The organism is Nitrospirillum amazonense (assembly GCF_029594735.1).
GTDB lineage: Bacteria > Pseudomonadota > Alphaproteobacteria > Azospirillales > Azospirillaceae > Nitrospirillum > Nitrospirillum amazonense.
In genome coordinates this window covers 238646-257419 of record NZ_JARPAF010000002.1, presented here as the reverse complement: position 1 = coordinate 257419, position 18774 = coordinate 238646, and the positions used below count along the sequence as shown (strand labels likewise).

Here is an 18774-nt window from a genome sequence, read left to right as displayed (position 1 = left end):
TCTTGGGTAACTCCCGGCGCGCGATAAGGTTCAGCCCAAAATGACGGCGTCCATGCGGGCGGGATCGACCTCGGTGATGAAGGGGCCGTCGGTCCACAGCAGCAGACAGCGGATGGCCAAGTCCGGATAGATGCGCCTCAGGGCATCCCGGTAAGCCGCCATCTGCGAGACGTACAGGCCGGGAATATCCTCCGCCGTGCGGGGCGGCGGGCGGTTGGTCTTGAAGTCGACGATCTTGACTTCCGTCTCCGTCACCACCAGCCGGTCGATCTGGGCCGCCAGGGGGCGCGTGCCCACCGTGCCCACCAGGGGGACTTCCGACCGGCTGTCGGGACCGAACAGGTCGGCGAATTCCGGATGGTCCAGCACGCGCAGGGTTTCCGACCAGATTTCCTCCCGCGCGGCTTCGTCCAGGCCATGGGCCGGACGGTCCAGCCAGCGGCGGGCGGCCCCGGGCCGGGACGCCACCGGCATTTCCGGCAACAGCTGCAGCAGCTTGTGGATCAAGGTGCCGCGCTTGAAGCGGCGGGCCTCTTTCGCCTCGCCATCGCCCAGGGGCGACCGCACCGCCGGTTCCTCCCCATCCGGGCGGGAGGGGGCCAGCGGACGCGACGGTGCGGGCTCGGCCGCCGGCGGGGCCAGCAGCCAGGCGGGGGCGGGGGGCACCGCCTCGGCACCGTCGCGCGCGGCGCGTTGGGGGGGCGGGGGACGAGTCTGCGGCTCCGACAGCACCCGGCCGTCGCCGGCCCATCCCTGGCGTGACACGGCGGTCAGGTCGAAGGCCCGGCTGGGCGCTACGGCGGCCAGCGCCCGTTCCGTCAGCCGGAACCAGGTGTCGTCGCTGGTGGCCGTCTTGCCCTCATAGCCGCAGATATGCAGCCGGTCCTCCGCCCGAGTCAGGGCCACGTACAGTAGGCGGCGATATTCCTGGTCGCGCCGGCGATCGGCGGCGGCCCGGGCGGCCCGAGCTTTGGCGTCCTCCTGCTCCCGCCGGGGGGCGTACAGGGGAACGCCGGGGGCGGAGCCGCTCCCGGCGTCGCCTTCTTCGTTTCCGTGGGGCCACAGGATGCGGGGGCTGGTCACCGGCTTGCGCGTCGTATCGGGCAGGATAACCACCGGCGCCTGCAGGCCCTTGGAACCGTGGACGGTCATGATGCGCACCTGCCCGCCCTCCGGGCCGCGGTCCTTGGCGCCCGTGTCCAGCTCGCGCTTCACTTCCGTCTTTCCGGCGGCCAGCCAGTGCAGGAAGGTCTGCAGGGACGGCGGATGGGCACGGTCAAATCCCAGGCACAGGCTCAGGAACTCATCCACCGGGTCGATGGCCTCCGCCCCCAGGCGGCCCAGCAGGGCGCGCCGGCCGCTGACCGGATCGGCCGGGCAGGGACGGGTCAGCAATCCTGCGAACAGCTCATAGGGGGCGGTGTAGTCGACCTCGCCCAGCAGGCGGCGCAGCCAGGCATAGGCGGGCTGGAAGCGCGGGTCCGTTTCCGCCCGCTTCACCAGGGCCGGCCACAGGCGGCCGCCGCGCCCGTGCGCCAGGGTGAACAGCGCTTCCTCATCCAGGCCGATGAAGGGGCTTTTCAGCACGGTGGCCAGGGTCAGGTCGTCTTCCGGCATCAGCAAGAATTGGCCCACCGCCATCAGGTCCATGACGGCCAGCTGCTCGGTCAGCACCATGCGGTCCACGCCCGCCACCGGCACCCGCCGTTCCTTCAGCGCGCGCACCAGCTGCTGGACGAAGGCGTTGCGGCGGCGGACCAGCACCAGGATGTCGCCGGCGGTCAGGGGCCGGCCGCGCGCCTCCAGCACCTCCCCTTTGGCGATCCAATGCGCAATCTGGTCGGCGATAACGGTGGCCAGGCGGGCCTGGGGCCTGTCCTCCGGCTCATGGTGCAGGGGCGGGGACCAGGCCGGCGTGTCCGCCCCGTCGCCGGGCCGCACGAGGGGCCACAGCTCCACCGTGCCCGCCATGCCCTGGCGGAAGGGACGGTGACGGATGGCCTGGGCCGATACGCCGTCCCGGGCCTCCTGCTGCGCGAACACCGTATCCACCGCCTGCAGCACGGCGCCGACGGACCGGAAGCTGGTTTCCAGGTCAACGATGGCCCAGGGGCGTTCCGCCTGCTGCACCCGCGCCTGGAAGGTGCGGCGCATCCGGGCGAACTCCGCCGGGTCGGCCCCCTGGAAGCTGAAGATGGATTGCTTCTCGTCGCCCACCACGAACAGGGTGCGCCGGGCCTGCGACTGGCCCTCGCCGGCGAAGAACTCCTCCGCCAGGGCGCTCACCACGCGCCATTGCTCCGGGTTGGTGTCCTGCGCCTCATCAATCAAAATGTGGTCCAGGCCGCCGTCCAGCTTGTACAGCACCCAGGCGCAGGCCTGGGCGTCGCCGGTCAGCAGGGAGCTGGCCGCCAGGATCAAATCGTCGAAGTCCAGTTGCGCCCGGCTGTCCTTCCAGCGCTGATAGCCTTCCAGCATGCTGCCGGCCAGCGTCAGCAGGCTGGCGGTGGAATGGGCGACCGTCACGGCGCGCAGGCGCTCCTGCAGCGCCACCAGGCGCTGGCCTTCCTGGGCCAGAATGTCGGCCGTGCGCGGGTTGGCCGCCAGCGCGCCCTTGGTGGCCAGGCGGGAGCGCACCATGCCGTCGGCCGTCAGGAACAACTGGCGATAGGCCGCGATGTCGGTCAGGCGGCGCTCGATCTGGTCCAGCCACAGCTGGATGCCCTGGCCGCGCTCCACATCTGTCGCGGTGCCCATGGCCAAGGCGGAGCAGGCGGCGCGCAGGCCGGGGAGGTCCAGCACCTCGTCCCGGCAACCGGCGGCCAGCACGCTTCCCTCCGTCTCGCCCGGATCGACCTCCAAATGGCGGAACAGGGCGGCGACGGTGCCGTCCAGCCCGCCATGTCCTTCCAGGATGCGGCGGATGCGGCCGCGCTGGGCCACCAGGTCGGCCAGCAGCTCGGCGAAGCTTTCCTCGTTCAGGGCGCCGGCCAGGCGTTTCAGGGCCCGGCCCAGGGGGGTGTCCGGCCGGTCCTGGGCGGATGCCAGCATGTGGGCCTGCGCCTCGGCCAGCGCTTCCGCCGCCGTGCGGTCATCCATGACCTGGAAATTGGGCGGCAGCCGCGCCTCCAGCGGGAAACGGCGCAGCAGGGACTGGCAGAAGGCGTGGATGGTCTGGATCTTCATGCCACCGGCCGTGTCCAGCACGCGGGCGAACAGGCGGCGGGCGGTCAGCACCTCATCCCGCGCGGGCGGGCGGCCGTTCAGCTCGGCCAGGGCCTGCGTCAGGTCGCCGTCCGGCATGACGGCCCAACTTGCAAGGCGTTCTGCAATGCGGTTGGCCATTTCCGCCGCGGCTGCCTTGGTGAAGGTCAGGCACAGGATGCGGCCGGGCTCGGTGCCGGCCAGCATCAACCGCACCACCCGGTCGGTCAGCACCTTGGTCTTGCCGGTACCCGCCGAAGCCCCCACCCAGACCGACGTATCGGGGTCCGAGGCCTGGCGCTGCTTGACCGTGGGGTCGATCGGGCGATCCTGGGGGCGCGCCTCGCTCATGCTTCACCCCCGTCGCCCACCGACCACTCGGCCACGCGCGCCAGGTGCAGATAGTCGGAATAGCGCGGCGCCATGCCGGGCCGGGGCTGGGAGCGGTAGGGGGTGGATTCCTGGTCGAACAGGTCGATCAGCTGGCGCAGGCCTTCCACCGCCTCCGCCGCCAGGCGGGCGGGGTCCAGTTTCAGGGCCACCACCTGCCCGGCGGGCTCACCCCCCGTCAGGCGCCAGAAGGCCAACTGCTCCACCACCGGCGCCCGCAGGCCGAAACCGCCGGACAGGGCGATGGCGGCTTCCAGCGGCAGCTGCGGGGCGAAGCCCAGCTCCACGTCCTTGGCCCGGGGCGGGGTGCCGGTCTTGTAGTCGATGATGGCGACGGACCCGTCGGGGTGGCGGTCGATGCGGTCGGCCTTGGCGATGATCTCGAACGGCTTGTACGCCGTCTCCAGGGTGAGGATGCCCTTGGCCTCGGTCGCCAGGGGCTGGACACCGCCGGCCCGCCGCTCCCGCTCCAGCGCCAGGAACCAGTCGGCGATGCGCTCGAACCTGGGCCACCAGAAGGTCTCCAGGCTGGGCTGACCGCTGTAGGGGGCGAAGGCCAGGCGGCCGAAGCGCAGCAGCTGCTCGCGCGCGTCCTCGGGCAGCAGGGTGCCGGGGTTGGCCTTGATGAAGTCGTCCAGCGCCTTGTGGATCATCGTGCCGCGGTCGGCCGCCCCCGGATCGGCGTCCAGCGGGTCCAGCGCCTCCAGGCGCAGGACGTGGCGGGCGTAAAGGGCGTAGGGGTCGCGCATCCAGGTCTCCACCTGGGTGACCGACAGGCGGCGCGGCCGGGCGGCCACGGGCGGGCGCGGCTCCGGCGGGGCGCAGGGGCGCACGGCCGCCGGCGTGTCCATGGCCTCCGCCCAGGCGGTCCAGCGGCCCATGGTGATGCTTAAAGCGCGGGGGCGGCCCAGCGCCTTCAGCACCGTGTCCAGCCGCAACAGCCAGCGCGAGGGCACGGTGGGCGTGCCCTCCACCCGTTCCGACCGGGTCAGCACCACGGTGGCGGCGCCGCAGGCCTGGGCGAAGTCGTGCGCCGTCTGGCCCAGGTGCCGTTCCGGCGTGGGCAGGCCGAAGCGCTGGCGCATGGGGCGCGACAGCCAGGGGTCGGCCTTGGGCTGCGGCGGCCAGGTGCCCTCGTTCAGGCCGCCCAGGATCATGACGTCGAACTGCTGCAGCCGCGCCTCCAGCAGGCCAAGGATGTAGAGGCGCGGGTGCAGGCCATAGCGGGGGCGCACCGCCCGGCCCACCATCAGGGCGCTGATGACGGCGGCATAGTCCGGCCCGCCCAGCTCGGGGAAATCGTGCCCGGCGTCCTGCAACTCGTCCACGAAGGCCGCGGCGGCCTCGCCATCATCCAGGCGCCACAGGCGCTCGGCGCCCGATTGCGTGTCGCTGGCGGCCAGGGCCTCCGCCGTGCGGGCATGCAGGTCCAGCCAGCCGGCCAGGGCCTTGCCCGTGCCGCTCATGGCCGCCAGCAGGGGCCGCAGGATTTCCTCCAGCCCGTCGATGAAGGCCGACAGGCGGGCGCGATGGGCGTCCGGGTCGCCGTGGCTGTCGAAGCGCCGGGGCTCCGCCTGGGCCAGGGCCAGGCGCAGGCCCTCGAAGCCATCGGCCGGCCGGGGGCCGCGCAGCACGGCCCGTTCCAGGTCGCGCACCTGGGCGCGGAAGAAGGATGGGTTCTGCCCGCCCGCCGCCAGGGGATGCTTCAGCAGGGACAACAGTGCCAGGGGGGCCGGCTCCGCCGCCCAGTCGGCCAGCAGGCGCAGATAGCTGCCCACGGCACTTTGCGTCAGCGGCAGGCCGGCGCTGTCGTTGACGGCGATGTCCCAGCGCTTCAGCGCCAGGGCCACGCGGCGGGCCAGGTCGCGGTCGGGCGTCACCAGGGCCGCCGTACGGCCCGGCGTCTCCAGCACCTCGCGCATCATCAGGGCGATGGCGCCCGCCTCTTCCTGCGGGGTGGCGGCATCCAGGCGCGACAGGCCGGCCAGGGCCTGGTCGGTCACCGCCGCCAGGGCGCTGGCGGACAGGTCCTGCCAGGCCTCCGTCGTGCCGGCGGGGCGCAGGGCCTCCGCCACCAGGCGGGCGCGGGCGGGGGCGCTGCGGCGGTGGGTCATGACCTCCGGCAGCGGGTCGGGCAGAGGCCAGGGCCGCACCGCGCCCCGGCGGATCTCCAGCCGTTCCAGCAGGCGCTTCAGCCCGTATTGCGGGTGGGCCTCGTCCAAATCCTGCCAGGTGGCCTCATCGCAATCGAGGTCCAGGCCGGGCAGGACGACGGCGCCCTGGGGCAAGGCCGCGACCACCGCCAGCAGGTCGGCGGTGGCGGGGATGCTGCCGGTGGAGCCGGCGGCGATGACGGGGCCGGGCGGCGGCTGGGCGCGCCAGGTTTCGGCCAGGGCCTTCAGCCGCAGTTCGCGTTCCTTGGCAGGATCGACACCCCCCTCGTCCGCCAATAGCGCCGGCCAATGCTGGGTGATGATTTCCAGGAAGCGCAGGGTCACCTGCCAGTGCTGGGCGTAGTCGTCCGGCACCAGGCGGGCCAGATCCTCGAATTTGCAGCCCTCGGTCTGCACCTCGTCCAGCAGGCGCGCCAATTCACCCGCCAGGCTCACGGCCTGGGCGGGGGTGGCGGCTAGGTCGGGGGCGCGCATGACCAGGCGGGCCAGCAGCAGCTGCCGGCGCAGGGCGGGCACGGCCTGGGGCAGCTCTGTGCCACCCTGGGTGAACACCACCTCGTCCGTATCCACGTCGCCCAGGGGCGACAGGCGGGGCAGCAGGATGGGCTTGCCGCCCGACAGGCGCAGGAAGGCTTCCCGCAGGGAGCGTACGGCGCGCACCGTGGGCAGCAGGACGGTCAGCCGCGACAGGGCCAGCGGGTCATCGCCCACCCGCGCCAGGATGCCGGCCGCCAGCGCGTCCACGAACGGCAGCCCCGGCGCGATGGTGAACAGGGATGTGCCGGTCTCTTCCCCCGATGCGGCAGGCCACGTCATAGGGTCAGGGCTCGGCCTTGCGCGGCTGGCTCAGCTTGGCGTCGTGCAGGATGGGGTGGCCCAGCAGGGTGTTCACCTCCTCCACCGCGTCGGGCGTGCCGACATGGAACCAGACGCCGTCGTGGCGCATGCCGTACAGGCGCCCCGCCTCCTCCGCCTGTTGCCAGAGCCTGAGGTTGGAGAAACGGTTTTCGGTGATGGCGTGGTACAGCTCCGGCTTCACGATGTGCACGCCGGCGAAGACGAAGGGCGCCAGTTCGCCCTCGGCGCGATAGCGCAGGCGGCCGTCGGCTTCCATGTGGTAATCGCCGGGGCCGTCATAGCCGACGGCGGCCACGGTTGGCATCATCATCAGCAGCACGTCCATGACCGCCGGGTCCCAGGTGGCGGCCAGCCGCTTCAGCGCCGGAATGGGCCCGTCCAGCCACAGGATGTCGGCGTTGACGACGAAGATGGGATCGGCGCCCAGGTGGGGCAGGGCGTGGCGTACGCCGCCGCCCGTCTCCAGCAGGTCCGCTTCGGGCGACAGGGTGATGGCGGGGCTGGACCGGCCCGCCAGATGGCTTTCGATCATGGCGCCCAGGTGATGGGTGTTCACCACCGCGCGTTCCACGCCGCTTTCAGCCAGCCGGTCCAGGGCGTGGTCCAGCAGCGGGGCGCCGCCCACCTCCACCAGCGGCTTGGGCCGCGTCAGGGTCAGCGGTCGCATGCGCAGGCCCAGGCCGGCGGCCAGTACCATGGCGGTGTGGGGGACGGAGGCGGCGGGGGCGGGGTTGGCAGCGGCGGCGATAGAGGCGGACATCGCGTCAGAAACTCCGGACGATGGTATCGGCATCAAGGTTAGCGGGCAGATGGCGTTCCACCCAGTGGGCAATCGGCGACAAGGCGGGGTGGCGGATGGCGCCGGTGAACTGGCCCCACACCCGGGGCAGGAAGGACAGCTGCGGCGCGCCGGTGGTGGCCTGGATCAGTTGCGCCACCCGACCCAGGATGCGGGCGTGGCGCACAGCGCCCAGTATGGCGGCGGACGCCCTGAAGGTCCCCTGGTCGATGTCGGGGAAGGCGGCCAGATAGCGCAGGGTCATGGCCTGGCGCAACGCCTCCGGCACGTCGCGCCGCGCATCCTCCAGCAACGACACCAGATCGTAGGCGCGGGGGCCGATGCCGCCATCCTGGAAATCCAGCAGGCCGCAGGCGGCCACGCCGGCCCGGCCTTTCAGCCGCATCAGGTTGCCGGGGTGGTAGTCGCGCAGCAGCAGGGTGGGGGGTAGCGACAGGGCCGCGGGCAGCACCCCCTCCCACGCCTCGGCCAGCTCGTCCCAGGCGCCGGCCGGCAGGGCGCGGCCGCGCACCACGGGCGCGAAGGCGTCGGCGAACAGCATGACCTGGTCGCGGAACAGGCCGACGTCATAGCGCGACAGATCGGGGGCGGAGGCCGGCACGAAACGCTGGTGCAGGGTGACCAGCACGTCGGTCGCCACCTCATACAGCGGCTGCCACGGCTCTTCCCCGCTGTCCAGCAGGCGGGCGTAGTCGTCGCCGCCCAAATCCTCGATCAGCAACAGGCCCTGCGGCTCGTCGCCGGCCAGGATGACGGGGGCCGACAGGGCACAGTCGCGCAGCAGGCCCGCGATCTGGACGAAGGGCGGCACTTGGCTGGCGGCCACCTCGTCGCGGCAATCCATCAGGATGGCGGTGGCGTCGCGTCCTTCGCCTCCCGGCCGCGTCAGGCGCTCATACCGGCGGGCCGACCAGTCGGCGCCCATGGGCTGGCGCCGGGCCGTACCCCAGCCAGCCTGGTCCAGGAAGCGGCGGATGACCGTCTCGCGGGGCGGGGTGTCGCGTCTCATGGCTCGGCAGCTTTCCCAGTCTCAGGGGCCCCAGTCTCGGGGGGGCCAGTCTCGGGGGGGCCAGTCTCGGGGGTCCAATCAGGAGTATCCAGGCGGCTGGCCCAGGTGCCTTGACCCGTCAGGGTGGCGCGCCGGCTTTCAGGTCCGGTGATGGCAAGGTGCAGGTCAAGCCGGTTGGCAGGCAGCAGCGCGCCCAAGCGCACCGGCCATTCCACCAGCGCCACGCCCTCATGAATAACTTCCTCCCACCCCAGTTCCAGCACCTCATCCGGTTCCGTCAGGCGGTAGAGGTCGAAATGCCACAGGGGGAAGCCGGGCAGGTCATAGGTCTGCACCAGGGTGAAGGTGGGGCTGGGCACCTCTTCCTCGGCATCACCCAGGCTGCGGATCAGGTGGCGGGCGAAGGCGGACTTGCCGGCCCCCAGGTCACCCGACAGGGCCACCACGTCGCCCGGCCGCAACAGCCGGCCCAGCCGCGCCGCCAGGTCGGCCGTCGCCTGCTCATCAGCCAGATCCAATGTCAGCGCGTGGGGCATGGGGCTCCTGAGGGTGGGATGGCGGGGTGGAATGGCGGGGGGCCGCCGGCGGATACTGCGGCGGCGTACGTTACCGGAGCAAGCATCCAGGCGGGACGTATCCCGCAAACTGGGCCCCGCAAACTGGGCAGTTGATTAGCGCATCAATTCGCGTGATGAAAGCAACCCGAACCGCCGACCGGCCGTGCGTACCCCTTTGGGCGCACCCTGCGCCGCCGGTCCCCGCGTGCCGTATGCCCAAGTGCCGTTTCAGGAGTAGACCAGACCCATGTCCAGCCAGCTTGAGACCATCGCCCCCGGCGGCGTCCACCGCACCGACGTCTGCATCATCGGCGCCGGCCCCGTGGGCCTGTTCGCCATCTTCGAATGCGGCATGCTGAAGCTGGACTGCCACGTGGTCGACGCGCTGGACATGGTGGGCGGCCAGTGCACCGCGCTCTACCCCGAAAAGCCCATCTATGACATTCCCGGCTATCCGCAGGTGGAGGCGGCCACCCTGATCGACCGGCTGGCCGAACAGGCCGCGCCCTTCAAGCCCAACTACCATCTGGGCCAGCAGGTCACGACCCTGACCCCGGGCCAGGATGGCCGTTGGCTGGTGGGCACCGATAAGGGCACCACCATCGACTGCCGCGCCGTGCTGGTCGCCGCCGGCTGCGGCGCCTTCGGCCCCAACAAGCCGCCGCTCGACGGCCTGGGCGAGTATGAGGGCAAGTCGGTGCACTATCTGGTGCGCCGCCGCCAGGATTTCGCGGGCAAGCGCGTGGTCATCGCCGGCGGCGGCGACAGCGCCGTGGATTGGGCCATTTCCCTGTCCGAGGTGGCGGAGCGGGTGATGGTGGTGCACCGCCGGGCCAAGTTCCGCGCGGCACCCGAAAGTGCGGCCCGCCTGGACCAGCTGGCCAAGGACGGCGTCATCGACATGGTCGTGCCCTACCAGTTGGCCGGCCTTGAGGGGGAAGGCGGCCGGCTGAGCGGCGTGAAGGTCGCGACGCTGGAGGGGGAGGAGAAGACCCTGCCCGCCGACGCCCTGCTGGCGTTCTTCGGCCTGGCCATGGACCTGGGCCCCATCGCCAGCTGGGGCCTGAACGTGGAACACCACCATGTGGCGGTGAACCCGGCCACCATGGCCACCAACGTGCCGGGCGTCTACGCCATCGGCGACATCGCGACATACCCCGGCAAGGTGAAGCTGATCCTGTGCGGCTTCGCCGAGGCCGCCATGGCCGTGCACGCCATCCACCCCCTGGTCCACCCGGGCGAGGCGCTGCACTTCGAGTACTCCACCAGCCGGGGTGTTCCCGGCAGTTAAGTGTTCCCTCAAGTGCCGGGCGCGGGCATCCACCCGCTGGGCTCATCCTCAGTTTCCAATCCACCGCGTTTCCCGGAAACTTCCCGTGGACGCGGTCGCGTTCTAGAGGGAAGAAAGGGGACTGGGGAAGTGCTCCTGCCCTACCGGCCTTCCTCCCGCACGATCAAGCGGTCGATGGCGTCGGACAGCGGGGGCAGGTGTTCCAGCACACTGTTCCACAGCACGCGGGTAGCCACCCGGCGGTCGGGGGGATGCAGCAGCTGGCCCATGGCCGCGATTTGGCGCCAGGGAATGTCCGGCTCCGCCGCCGTCACGTCGGGCGGCAATTGCCGGACGGCGGCCGACACCATCTCCAGCGAACGTTCCACCGCCCGCTGCAGGCCCCAGCTTTCGGCGAACTCCGGATAGGCGATGCCGGCGGTGATGCCGCTGATCCCATCCAGCATTTCACGCAGGTCGCCCAGGCGCAGAATGACGCTCCGCCGCATCGTCAGAACACGCGCAAGGCGTCGGCCTCGATCCCCGGGCGCAACTGGGGGTGCAGGCCGTCGCGGGTGGTGACTTCGGATTGCCGGCCCAGGATGGCGCGCACCTTGTCCTGGATGTCCGCCAGTTCGATCAGGCTGAAACGGGGGTTGTCGCTGTCCAGGAACAGGTCCACACCGCCTTCGCGCTCCGGCGCCGCCAGGCCACCCACCAGGAACAGATGCGCGACACCGGCCCGGTGCAGTTCGGCCTCATGGGCCCGCAGCTTGCTGACCGCCTGTTCCTGGTTCATCGCCGCCTCTTCAGCCGTTCTTGAGGGAAGCTAACATCTCCCGTCGCAGAATGGCATTGATACGGGATTGGTAGCCCTTGCCCTGGGACCGCAGCCAAGCCAGCACGTCGCTGTCAATCCGCACGGTGGTTGACGTCTTGGTCGGCTTGTAGAAGCGGCCGCGCACGGCGTCCTTCCAGAACTCATCCGGCAGCTCGGGGATGTCACTGGTGTCGATCTCGCTGTCCGGCCGTTCGGCCAGGGCCCGCAATTGGGCTTTTTCCTCCTCGGTCAACGGAGGAAGATCGGCCATTCGCATCCTAACGATCTTCGTGCTCATATTGGTGTCTTTCCATCCGCGTGGCTCTTCGCGCTGAAATGATCCGGACGACGGAAAGGCACCTCACTCCTCCCGCAGCAGCGGGGCCGCCGGTTGGCTGAGCGCCCGCCAGGTGGCGACCAGGCCTAGGGCCAGGGTGATGGCGGTGCTCAGCAGGGCGGTCAGCACCAGGGTCTGGGGCAGGAACACCCACTTCATGTTCATGACCTTTGTAAGCACGGCCCAAGCGGTCAGGGTGCCCAGCGCGCCGGAGATCACGGCCGTTACCAGGCCCAGGGCGCCGTATTCAATGAGGAAGGTGCGCAGAATGGTGGCTCGGACCGCCCCCAGCACCTTCAGCACCACGGCGTCGTAGACGCGGCGGCGGTGGCCGGCGGCGATGGCGCCGGCCAGCACCAGGGTGCCGGCTACCAGGGTCACGGCCGCCACCACCCGCACCGCCATGCCGATGTTGACGATGATGGTGGACACGGTGGCCAGCGCCTCCTTCACCCGAATGGCGGTGATGTTGGGGAAGGCCTGGATGACGGCGCGCTGGATGGCGGCCTCGGCCTCCGCCGGAGCGCGCACGGTGGCCAGGTGCGTCTGCGGCGCGTGCTCCAGCACACCGGGGCTCATCACCAGGGTGAAGTTGATGCCTAGGGTGGTGAAGTCCAGGTCGCGCACCACCGCCACCTCCGCCTCGATCTCGCGGCCCAGGACGGACAGGGTCATGTGGGCGCCGGGGCCGATGCCGAAGGCCTGCGCCACGTCCTTGGAGATGGCCAGCTTGGGCGGCCCGCTGTAGTCCGCCGGCCACCAGGCGCCGGCCACCACCTTGTCGCCGGCGGGGGCGGCGGCCTGGTAGGTCACGCCGCGATCGCCGTTCACCACCCACTTCTTGTCGGGGTCGTGCACCTGCTCCTGCGCTGGCTTGCCCTCCACCCGCACGATGGTGCCGCGCAAGCTGGGCGTGGTTTCCAGATCGTGCGCGCCGGGCACGGCCAGGACCGTCCGGCGGAACTGGTCCAACTGGTCGGGCTGGATGTCGACGAAGAAGAAGCTGGGGGCGTTGGCTGGCAGGCTCTCCCCCACCTCGCGGCGGAAGTTGCCCTCGATCAGGGCCACGGCCACCAGCACGGTCAACCCCAGGCCCAGCGACAGCACCACCATGCCCGACAAATTGCCCGGCCGGTGCAGATTGGTCAGGGCCAGGCGCAGGGCCGGCCGCCGGGGGCGCGGCAGCAGGCGGGCCAGGCGGGTGATGCCGGTGCCCGCGCCTAAGAACAGCAGCAGGGTCGCCGCCGCCCCGACGACGAAGAAGGCCGCCAGCTTTTGGTCGACGGAGGTCAGCACGGCCAGGCTGCCTAGGGCCGCCGCCAGCCAGGCCAGCGCCGCCAGCACCAGGGCCGGCGGCCGGCCCCTGCGCCCCGCCGACCCCTCGCGGAACAGCCGCGCCGCCGGCACGCCCTGCGCCTGCCCCAGCGGCCAGAGGGAGAAGACCAGCGCGGTGGTGAGGCCGAACAGCGCGGCCAGGGCCAGACGGCCGGGATAGACGCCAATCTCCGCCGTGATGGGCAGCAGGCCCGCCAGCGCGCGCCCCGCCGCCAGCGGCAGCACGGCGCCCAGCACCAGGCCGGCGGCGATGCCCAGCCCGGCCAGCGCCAGGATCTGCATCAGGTAGACCTGGAAGATCAGGCGGGCGGGCGCGCCCAGGCATTTCAGGGTGGCGATGGAATGGACGCTGGCGTCCATGTGGCTGCGCACGGCGTTGCCCACGCCTACCCCGCCCACCAGCAGGGCCGTCAGGCCCACCAGGGTCAGGAACTGGGCCAGCCGGTCGATGAAGCGGGTCAACTGCGGGGCGGCGTTGTGGAAGTCGCGCACCCGCCAGCCGGCATCGGGGAAGGTCTGGTCCACGGTCTTGGCCCAGGCGGCGGCGTCCGTCCCCTCCGGCAGGCGCAGCTGGTAGGACCAGTTGACCAGGCTGCCCGGCCGGATCAGCCCGGTGGCCGGCAGGGCGTCCATCGCGATCATCAGGCGGGGCCCCAGCGCGATGCTACCCGACCCTGCCTTGTCCGGCTCATGATCGATGATGCCGCGCACCTCCACCGTCGTGTCGCCGACGGTCAGCCTGTCGCCGGTCTTCAGCGACAGGCGGGTGGCCAGGGTATCGTCGACGAAGGCGCCGAAGACGCCATCGCGCGCCGCTAGGCGGCCCTGCACGTCGCTGCCCCCATCCGTCAGCGTCAGCCGGCCATAGAGGGGATAGCGGCCGTCCACCGCCTTCAGCTCCACCAGGCCGCTGGCGCCTAGATCGGTTTCTCCGCCGGCTGTGTCCGCCGCCTTGCGCGCCATGGCCCGCATGTCGGCGGTGACGGCCACGGTGCCCTGGCCCTCCAGCCACTGGCGCTGCTCCGCCGTCGCTTCGCGGTAGAGGACGCGGACCGACGCGTCGCCGCCCAGGATGGCCCGGCCGTCCTGGGTCAGGGACCGCTGGATGCCGCCTGCCACCGACTGCACGGCGGCGATGGCGCCCACGCCCAGGGCCAGGCACAAGAGGAAGATGCGGAAGCCCCGGATGCCGCCGCGCAGTTCGCGCCGCGCCAGCCGTGCCGCCAGCTTGAGTTCGATGAGGCTGATCATGGCGGCCTCAGTCGGCGAGTGCTGCGCGCGCCACGGCGGTATCCTCCACCACCCGGCCGTCGGCCAGGCGGATGGTGCGATCGCAGCGGGCGGCCAGGCCGGGGTCGTGGGTCACCAGGATCAGGGTGGTGCCGTGGCGGCGCGCCTGGTCGAACATCAGGCGGATGATCTGCTCCCCCGTCTCCTGGTCCAGGTTGCCGGTGGGTTCATCCGCCAGGATCAGGCGCGGCCGGGGGGCGAAGGCGCGGGCCAGCGCCACGCGCTGCTGCTCGCCGCCCGACAGCTGGCCGGGATAATGGTCCAGCCGGTGGGACAGGCCCACGGCCGCCAAACCGTCGCGGGCGCGATCGAAGGCGTCGGCCTCGCCCGCCAGTTCCATGGGCAAGGCCACGTTTTCCAGCGCCGTCATCGCCGCCATGAGGTGGAAGGATTGGAAAACGATCCCCACATGATCGCGGCGGAAGCGGGCCAGCGCATCTTCCGACAGGCGGTTCAGCGTCTGGCCCGCCACGGCGACCGTGCCGCCGGTGGGCCGTTCCAACCCGCCGATGACCATCATCAGCGACGATTTCCCCGACCCGCTGGGCCCGACGATGCTGATCCGTTCCCCCGCCTGGATCGAAAGGTCGATGCCTTTCAGGATGTTGACGCGCCCGGCGGCGCTTTCCAATGTCAGGGTCAGGCCGTTCAATTCCAGGGCGGGCTGGACAGGGGGCATAGGCGCGTGGCTTTCGGGCTGAAGGTCTCCAGCCGATATGGCCCGGGCCCCTTTTATTTCAACAGGAATACCGGCAATGCGACTTTCCTTTCTACTCGCCTCGCTGTTGCTCGCCCCGCTGTTGGCCCTGGGCCTGGCGACGGGCACCGCCCAGGCCCGGCCGCTGAAGGTGGCGGTGCTGGGCGACAGCCTGTCGGCCGGCTACAACCTGCCGCCGGGCCAGGGCCTGACGCGCCAGCTGGAGGCGGCGCTGCGCCAGGACGGCTTCGATGTCACGGTGGGCGACACCGCCGTCTCCGGCCAGACCTCGGCCGGCGGCCTGGCCGGCTTGGACTGGATGCTGGGCGACAAGCCGGACCTGGTGGTGGTGGAACTGGGCGCCAACGACATGCTGCGCGGCATCGATCCCAAATCCACCCGCGCCAACCTGGACAAGATTCTGTCCACCCTGAAGGACCGGCACGTCCCCGCCATCCTGGCCGGCATGAAGGCCCAGCCCAACCTGGGCGCCGACTACGTCGCCGCCTTCGATGCGATCTATCCGGATCTGGCCAAGCAGTACGCGCTGCCCTTCTACCCCTTCATCCTGGACGGTGTGGCGCTGGACCCGAAGCTGACCATCGCCGACCGCATGCATCCCAACGGCGACGGCGTGGCCATCATGGTCCGGGGGCTGAAGCCGCTGGTGGCCAAGGCGCTGACGACGCTGAACGGTAACGCCGCGGCCGGCAAATAACGGTTACACCAGCTCCCAGGCCTGGCGTATGACAGGCATCAACCTCTCCCGTTTAGAAGGACCCGTGCCCATGGAATACCGCCGTCTCGGCCGCACCGACGTCACCGTCAGCGCCATCTGCCTGGGCACGATGACCTGGGGCCGCCAGAATACCGAGGCGGAAGGCCATGCGCAGATGGACTACGCCTTCGACCGGGGCGTCACCTTCTTCGACACGGCGGAGATGTACGCCGTCCCTCCCACGGCCGACACCTACGGCAAGACCGAGGAGATCATCGGCACCTGGTTCCAGGCTACCGGCCGGCGTACCCAGGTCTTCCTGGCCAGCAAGGTCAGCGGCCCTGGTCCCATGCCCTGGGTGCGCGGCGGCCAGCACCGGCTGGACCGCACCAACATCCACGCCGCCGTGGACGCCAGCCTGCGGCGCCTGCGCACCGACTACATCGACCTCTATCAGGTGCACTGGCCGCAGCGGCCCCTGGCCCTGTTCGGCCGGGGCACGCCGGAAGGACTGTACAGCGACGGCGGCGTGCCCATCGAAGAGACGCTGGCGGCGCTGGGTGAGCTGGTGACGGCCGGCAAGGTCCGGCACATCGGCGTGTCGAACGAGACGGCCTGGGGCGTCATGGCCTATCTGCGCGCGGCGGAACGGCAGGGGCTGCCCCGCATCGCCAGCATCCAGAATGTCTACAACCTGCTGTCCCGCGTCTTCGACACCGACCTGGCGGAGGTGGCGGTGCGCGAGCAGGTGGGCCTGCTGGGCTATTCGCCCCTGGCCGGCGGCACCTTGAGCGGCAAGTATCTGAACGGCGCCATGCCGGCGGGCTCGCGCCGCGCCATCGACACCCGCGGGTCCCGCTACGGCGGGCCGGTGGTCGATCCCATCGTGGCGCGCTACCTGGACATCGCGCGCCGCCACGGCCTGAACCCGACCCAGATGGCGATATCCTTCGCCCTGCGCCAGCCCTTCATGACCGCCGTCATCATCGGCGCCACCAGCATGGCCAACCTTGAAAGCAACATCGCCGCGGCCGACGTTACGTTGAGCGACGCGGTGATCGACGAGATCGAGGCCGTGCACCAGTCCAACCCGTCACCCTGCCCGTAAGGACGGGGTCCCGAGGTATAGCGTCATGATCCGCCTGTTCGTGGGCCTGGAAATGCCGGAAGCGGTGCGGGACGCCCTGTCCCGCCTCACCGGCGGCCTGCCGGGGGCCCGCTGGGTCCCACCGGAAAACTATCATCTCACCCTCCGCTTCATCGGCGAGGTGGATGAAGGCGTGGCCCAGGACATCGATGAGGCCCTGGACCTGGTGGTGGCCCCTGCCTTCACCCTGACGCTCGATGGGCTGGGCCAGTTCGGCAAGGGGGAGAAGTCGCGCGTGCTCTGGGCCGGCGTGCGCCCCGAACCGGCGCTGGACCATCTGCAGGCCAAGGTAGAGAGCGCGGTGGTGCGGGCCGGGCTGGGGGCCGAGACGCGCAAGTTCAGCCCGCACGTCACCTTAGCCACCCTGGGGCGCGAGACGCCGGCGGCCCGCGTCGGGCGGCTGATGGAGGAACACGGCCTGTTCCAGGCGGGGCCGTTCCCGATCGACCGCTTCATCCTTTATGAAAGCGTGCTGGGCCGGCAGGGCAGCACCTACCATGCGGTGCGGGATTATCCGCTGGGCGGCTGGCGGCCGGGGGAAGGGGCGCCCTGACGCGCAGGCCCCCTCGCGCATAATTGCGCATGCGCCCGGGGTGCGGATGCCGTATTTCCTCTGGAATCCCCTCGATAGCCGGAGTCGAGCCCCGCCATGATCCAGCCTGCCCGCCGCACCTTCGTCGCCCTGGATATGCCTGAGCCCAAGGCGGCCCGCGCCCTGGCCCAACGGCTGGCCGGGCATGTCGGCGGCGTCAAGCTGGGGCTGGAATTCTTCTGCGCCGCCGGCCCCGACGGCATCCGCACCGTGACCGAGGGCCTGGACATGCCGCTGTTCCTGGACCTGAAGCTGCACGACATCCCCAACACGGTGGCGGGCGCCATCCGCTCCGTCATGCCCCTGGCCCCGGCCTTCATCACCCTGCACACCCTGGGCGGGGCCGCCATGATGCGGGCGGCGGTGGACGCCGCCGCCGACGCGGCGGCCCAGATGGGCGTGCCCCGGCCCAAGCTGCTGGGCGTCACCGTGCTGACCAGCATGAGCCTGTTAGACCTGGCCTCGGTGGGCGTGGACCGGCCGGTGGCGGACCAAGTGGCCCTGCTGGCGGATCTGGCCCATGTCGCCGGCATGGACGGCGTCGTCTGCTCGCCCAATGAATGCGCCGTGCTGCGCCGGCAGCTGGGCCCCGACTTCACCCTGATGGTGCCGGGCATCCGCCCCGTGTGGGCCTCGGCCAACGACCAGAAGCGCATCATGACCCCGGCTGCCGCCGTGACGGCCGGCGCCACCTACCTGGTCATCGGCCGCCCCATCACCGACGCCCAGGACCCCGTCCAAGCCGCGCAGCGCATCGTCACCGAGCTGGCGGCCTGAGAATTTAGCGCATTGCTCTTGGGCCCCGACCGGGGCCGCCGGAAGTTTCCGGGGAGCGTAGCGGACTGGAAACTGAGGACTAGCCAAGCGGCCGCAGGGCCGCGCCGGCGTTTGAGGAGCACGCACCATGCCCGTCAAGGTGAAGATCTGCGGGATCAATCATCCCGAGGCCTTGAGGGCGGCGGTTGACGGTGGCGCCCGCTACATCGGCCTGGTGTTCTTCGCCAAGTCGCCACGCAACGTCTCGCTGCCCCTGGCGGCGGAGCTGGCGCGCATGGTGCCCACCGGCGTGCGCACCGTGGGCCTGTTCGTCGATCCCACGGATGAGTTCCTGGACCAGGCCCTGGCCCAGGTGCCGCTGGACCTGATCCAGTTGCATGGGGAGGAGACGCCGGAACGGGTGGCCGCCATCCGTGCCGCCACCCGCCTGCCGGTGATGAAGGCGCTGAAGGTGGAGACCGCTGCCGACCTGGACGCGGCCTCGGCCTATGAGCCGGTGGCCGATATCCTGCTGTTCGACGCCAAGCCGCCGAAAGGCGCGGTGCTGCCCGGCGGCAACGGCGTCGCCTTCGATTGGACCCTGCTGACCGGCCGGCGCTGGTCCAAGCCCTGGATGCTCTCCGGCGGCTTGACCCCTGACACGGTGGCCGAGGCCATCCGCGTCAGCGGGGCCGAGGCGGTGGACGTGTCCTCGGGCGTGGAGGACAGGCCGGGCCACAAGGACCCCGCCCTCATCCGCGCCTTCCTGGACGCCGTGCGCGGCGCCTGAATGAGAAAAAGGGGCCAGGCGCGATGCCTGG

Annotated in this window: 16 protein-coding genes; 6 read left to right on the top strand and 10 right to left on the bottom strand. The window is 71.0% G+C overall.

The window, feature by feature from the left end; all coding sequences use genetic code 11:
- Nucleotides 1-30 precede the first annotated feature (30 nt).
- From addA to tsaE, 5 genes are read right to left on the bottom strand one after another with little or no spacing between them, the layout of a single operon-like run.
- Complete coding sequence (gene addA / locus P5F91_RS07240; protein WP_277906901.1) at nucleotides 31-3555, bottom strand: double-strand break repair helicase AddA; 3525 nt, start codon at nucleotides 3553-3555, stop codon at nucleotides 31-33.
- The gene (gene addB / locus P5F91_RS07235) at nucleotides 3552-6584 is read right to left on the bottom strand and encodes a double-strand break repair protein AddB (RefSeq protein WP_277906900.1); all 3033 of its coding nucleotides are present in this window, start codon (nucleotides 6582-6584) and stop codon (nucleotides 3552-3554) included. Before addB ends, addA begins: the two co-directional genes overlap by 4 nt.
- 4 nt (nucleotides 6585-6588) lie before the next feature.
- Nucleotides 6589-7386, bottom strand: coding sequence for a nucleotidyltransferase family protein (locus P5F91_RS07230; protein WP_145610874.1), 798 nt, complete (start codon nucleotides 7384-7386; stop codon nucleotides 6589-6591).
- 4 nt (nucleotides 7387-7390) lie between these two features.
- Nucleotides 7391-8434, bottom strand: coding sequence for an aminoglycoside phosphotransferase family protein (locus tag P5F91_RS07225; protein ID WP_145610875.1), 1044 nt, complete (start codon nucleotides 8432-8434; stop codon nucleotides 7391-7393).
- On the bottom strand, nucleotides 8431-8970 hold the full coding sequence (gene tsaE, locus P5F91_RS07220) for a tRNA (adenosine(37)-N6)-threonylcarbamoyltransferase complex ATPase subunit type 1 TsaE (protein WP_246134397.1): 540 nt from the start codon (nucleotides 8968-8970) through the stop codon (nucleotides 8431-8433). The genes P5F91_RS07225 and tsaE overlap by 4 nt, the downstream gene beginning before the upstream one ends.
- Nucleotides 8971-9238: 268 nt before the next feature.
- On the opposite strand from tsaE, the gene P5F91_RS07215 reads away from it, so the two are divergent.
- The gene (locus P5F91_RS07215; RefSeq protein ID WP_145610876.1) at nucleotides 9239-10282 is read left to right on the top strand and encodes an NAD(P)/FAD-dependent oxidoreductase; all 1044 of its coding nucleotides are present in this window, start codon (nucleotides 9239-9241) and stop codon (nucleotides 10280-10282) included.
- A 140-nt stretch (nucleotides 10283-10422) separates the two neighbouring features.
- Here the strand turns inward: P5F91_RS07215 and P5F91_RS07210 are convergent, their stop codons facing one another.
- From P5F91_RS07210 to P5F91_RS07190, 5 genes are all read right to left on the bottom strand, one after another.
- Complete coding sequence (locus P5F91_RS07210) at nucleotides 10423-10770, bottom strand: HepT-like ribonuclease domain-containing protein (protein ID WP_145610877.1); 348 nt, start codon at nucleotides 10768-10770, stop codon at nucleotides 10423-10425.
- A gap of 2 nt (nucleotides 10771-10772) precedes the next feature.
- Nucleotides 10773-11060 (bottom strand): nucleotidyltransferase family protein, encoded by a 288-nt coding sequence (locus tag P5F91_RS07205; protein ID WP_145610878.1) that lies wholly within the window; start codon nucleotides 11058-11060, stop codon nucleotides 10773-10775.
- Between the two features lie 10 nt (nucleotides 11061-11070).
- Entirely contained in the window at nucleotides 11071-11352 is a 282-nt protein-coding gene (locus P5F91_RS07200) for a BrnA antitoxin family protein (RefSeq protein WP_246134398.1), read from the bottom strand.
- A 90-nt stretch (nucleotides 11353-11442) separates the two neighbouring features.
- On the bottom strand, nucleotides 11443-14004 hold the full coding sequence (locus P5F91_RS07195; RefSeq protein ID WP_145610879.1) for an ABC transporter permease: 2562 nt from the start codon (nucleotides 14002-14004) through the stop codon (nucleotides 11443-11445).
- A gap of 7 nt (nucleotides 14005-14011) precedes the next feature.
- The gene (locus tag P5F91_RS07190; RefSeq protein ID WP_145610880.1) at nucleotides 14012-14722 is read right to left on the bottom strand and encodes an ABC transporter ATP-binding protein; all 711 of its coding nucleotides are present in this window, start codon (nucleotides 14720-14722) and stop codon (nucleotides 14012-14014) included.
- 76 nt (nucleotides 14723-14798) lie between these two features.
- Between P5F91_RS07190 and P5F91_RS07185 the strand changes: the two genes are divergently transcribed.
- From P5F91_RS07185 to P5F91_RS07165, 5 genes are all read left to right on the top strand, one after another.
- Entirely contained in the window at nucleotides 14799-15458 is a 660-nt protein-coding gene (locus P5F91_RS07185; protein ID WP_145610881.1) for an arylesterase, read from the top strand.
- A 70-nt stretch (nucleotides 15459-15528) separates the two neighbouring features.
- Nucleotides 15529-16566, top strand: coding sequence for an aldo/keto reductase (locus P5F91_RS07180; RefSeq protein WP_277906899.1), 1038 nt, complete (start codon nucleotides 15529-15531; stop codon nucleotides 16564-16566).
- 25 nt (nucleotides 16567-16591) lie between these two features.
- A complete protein-coding gene (gene thpR / locus P5F91_RS07175; RefSeq protein WP_145610883.1) occupies nucleotides 16592-17158 on the top strand; it encodes an RNA 2',3'-cyclic phosphodiesterase in 567 nt (188 codons plus the stop codon).
- A 96-nt stretch (nucleotides 17159-17254) separates the two neighbouring features.
- On the top strand, nucleotides 17255-17974 hold the full coding sequence (pyrF, locus tag P5F91_RS07170) for an orotidine-5'-phosphate decarboxylase (protein WP_145610884.1): 720 nt from the start codon (nucleotides 17255-17257) through the stop codon (nucleotides 17972-17974).
- A gap of 127 nt (nucleotides 17975-18101) precedes the next feature.
- Nucleotides 18102-18743 (top strand): phosphoribosylanthranilate isomerase, encoded by a 642-nt coding sequence (locus P5F91_RS07165; RefSeq protein ID WP_145610885.1) that lies wholly within the window; start codon nucleotides 18102-18104, stop codon nucleotides 18741-18743.
- The last annotated feature ends 31 nt before the right edge of the window (nucleotides 18744-18774 follow it).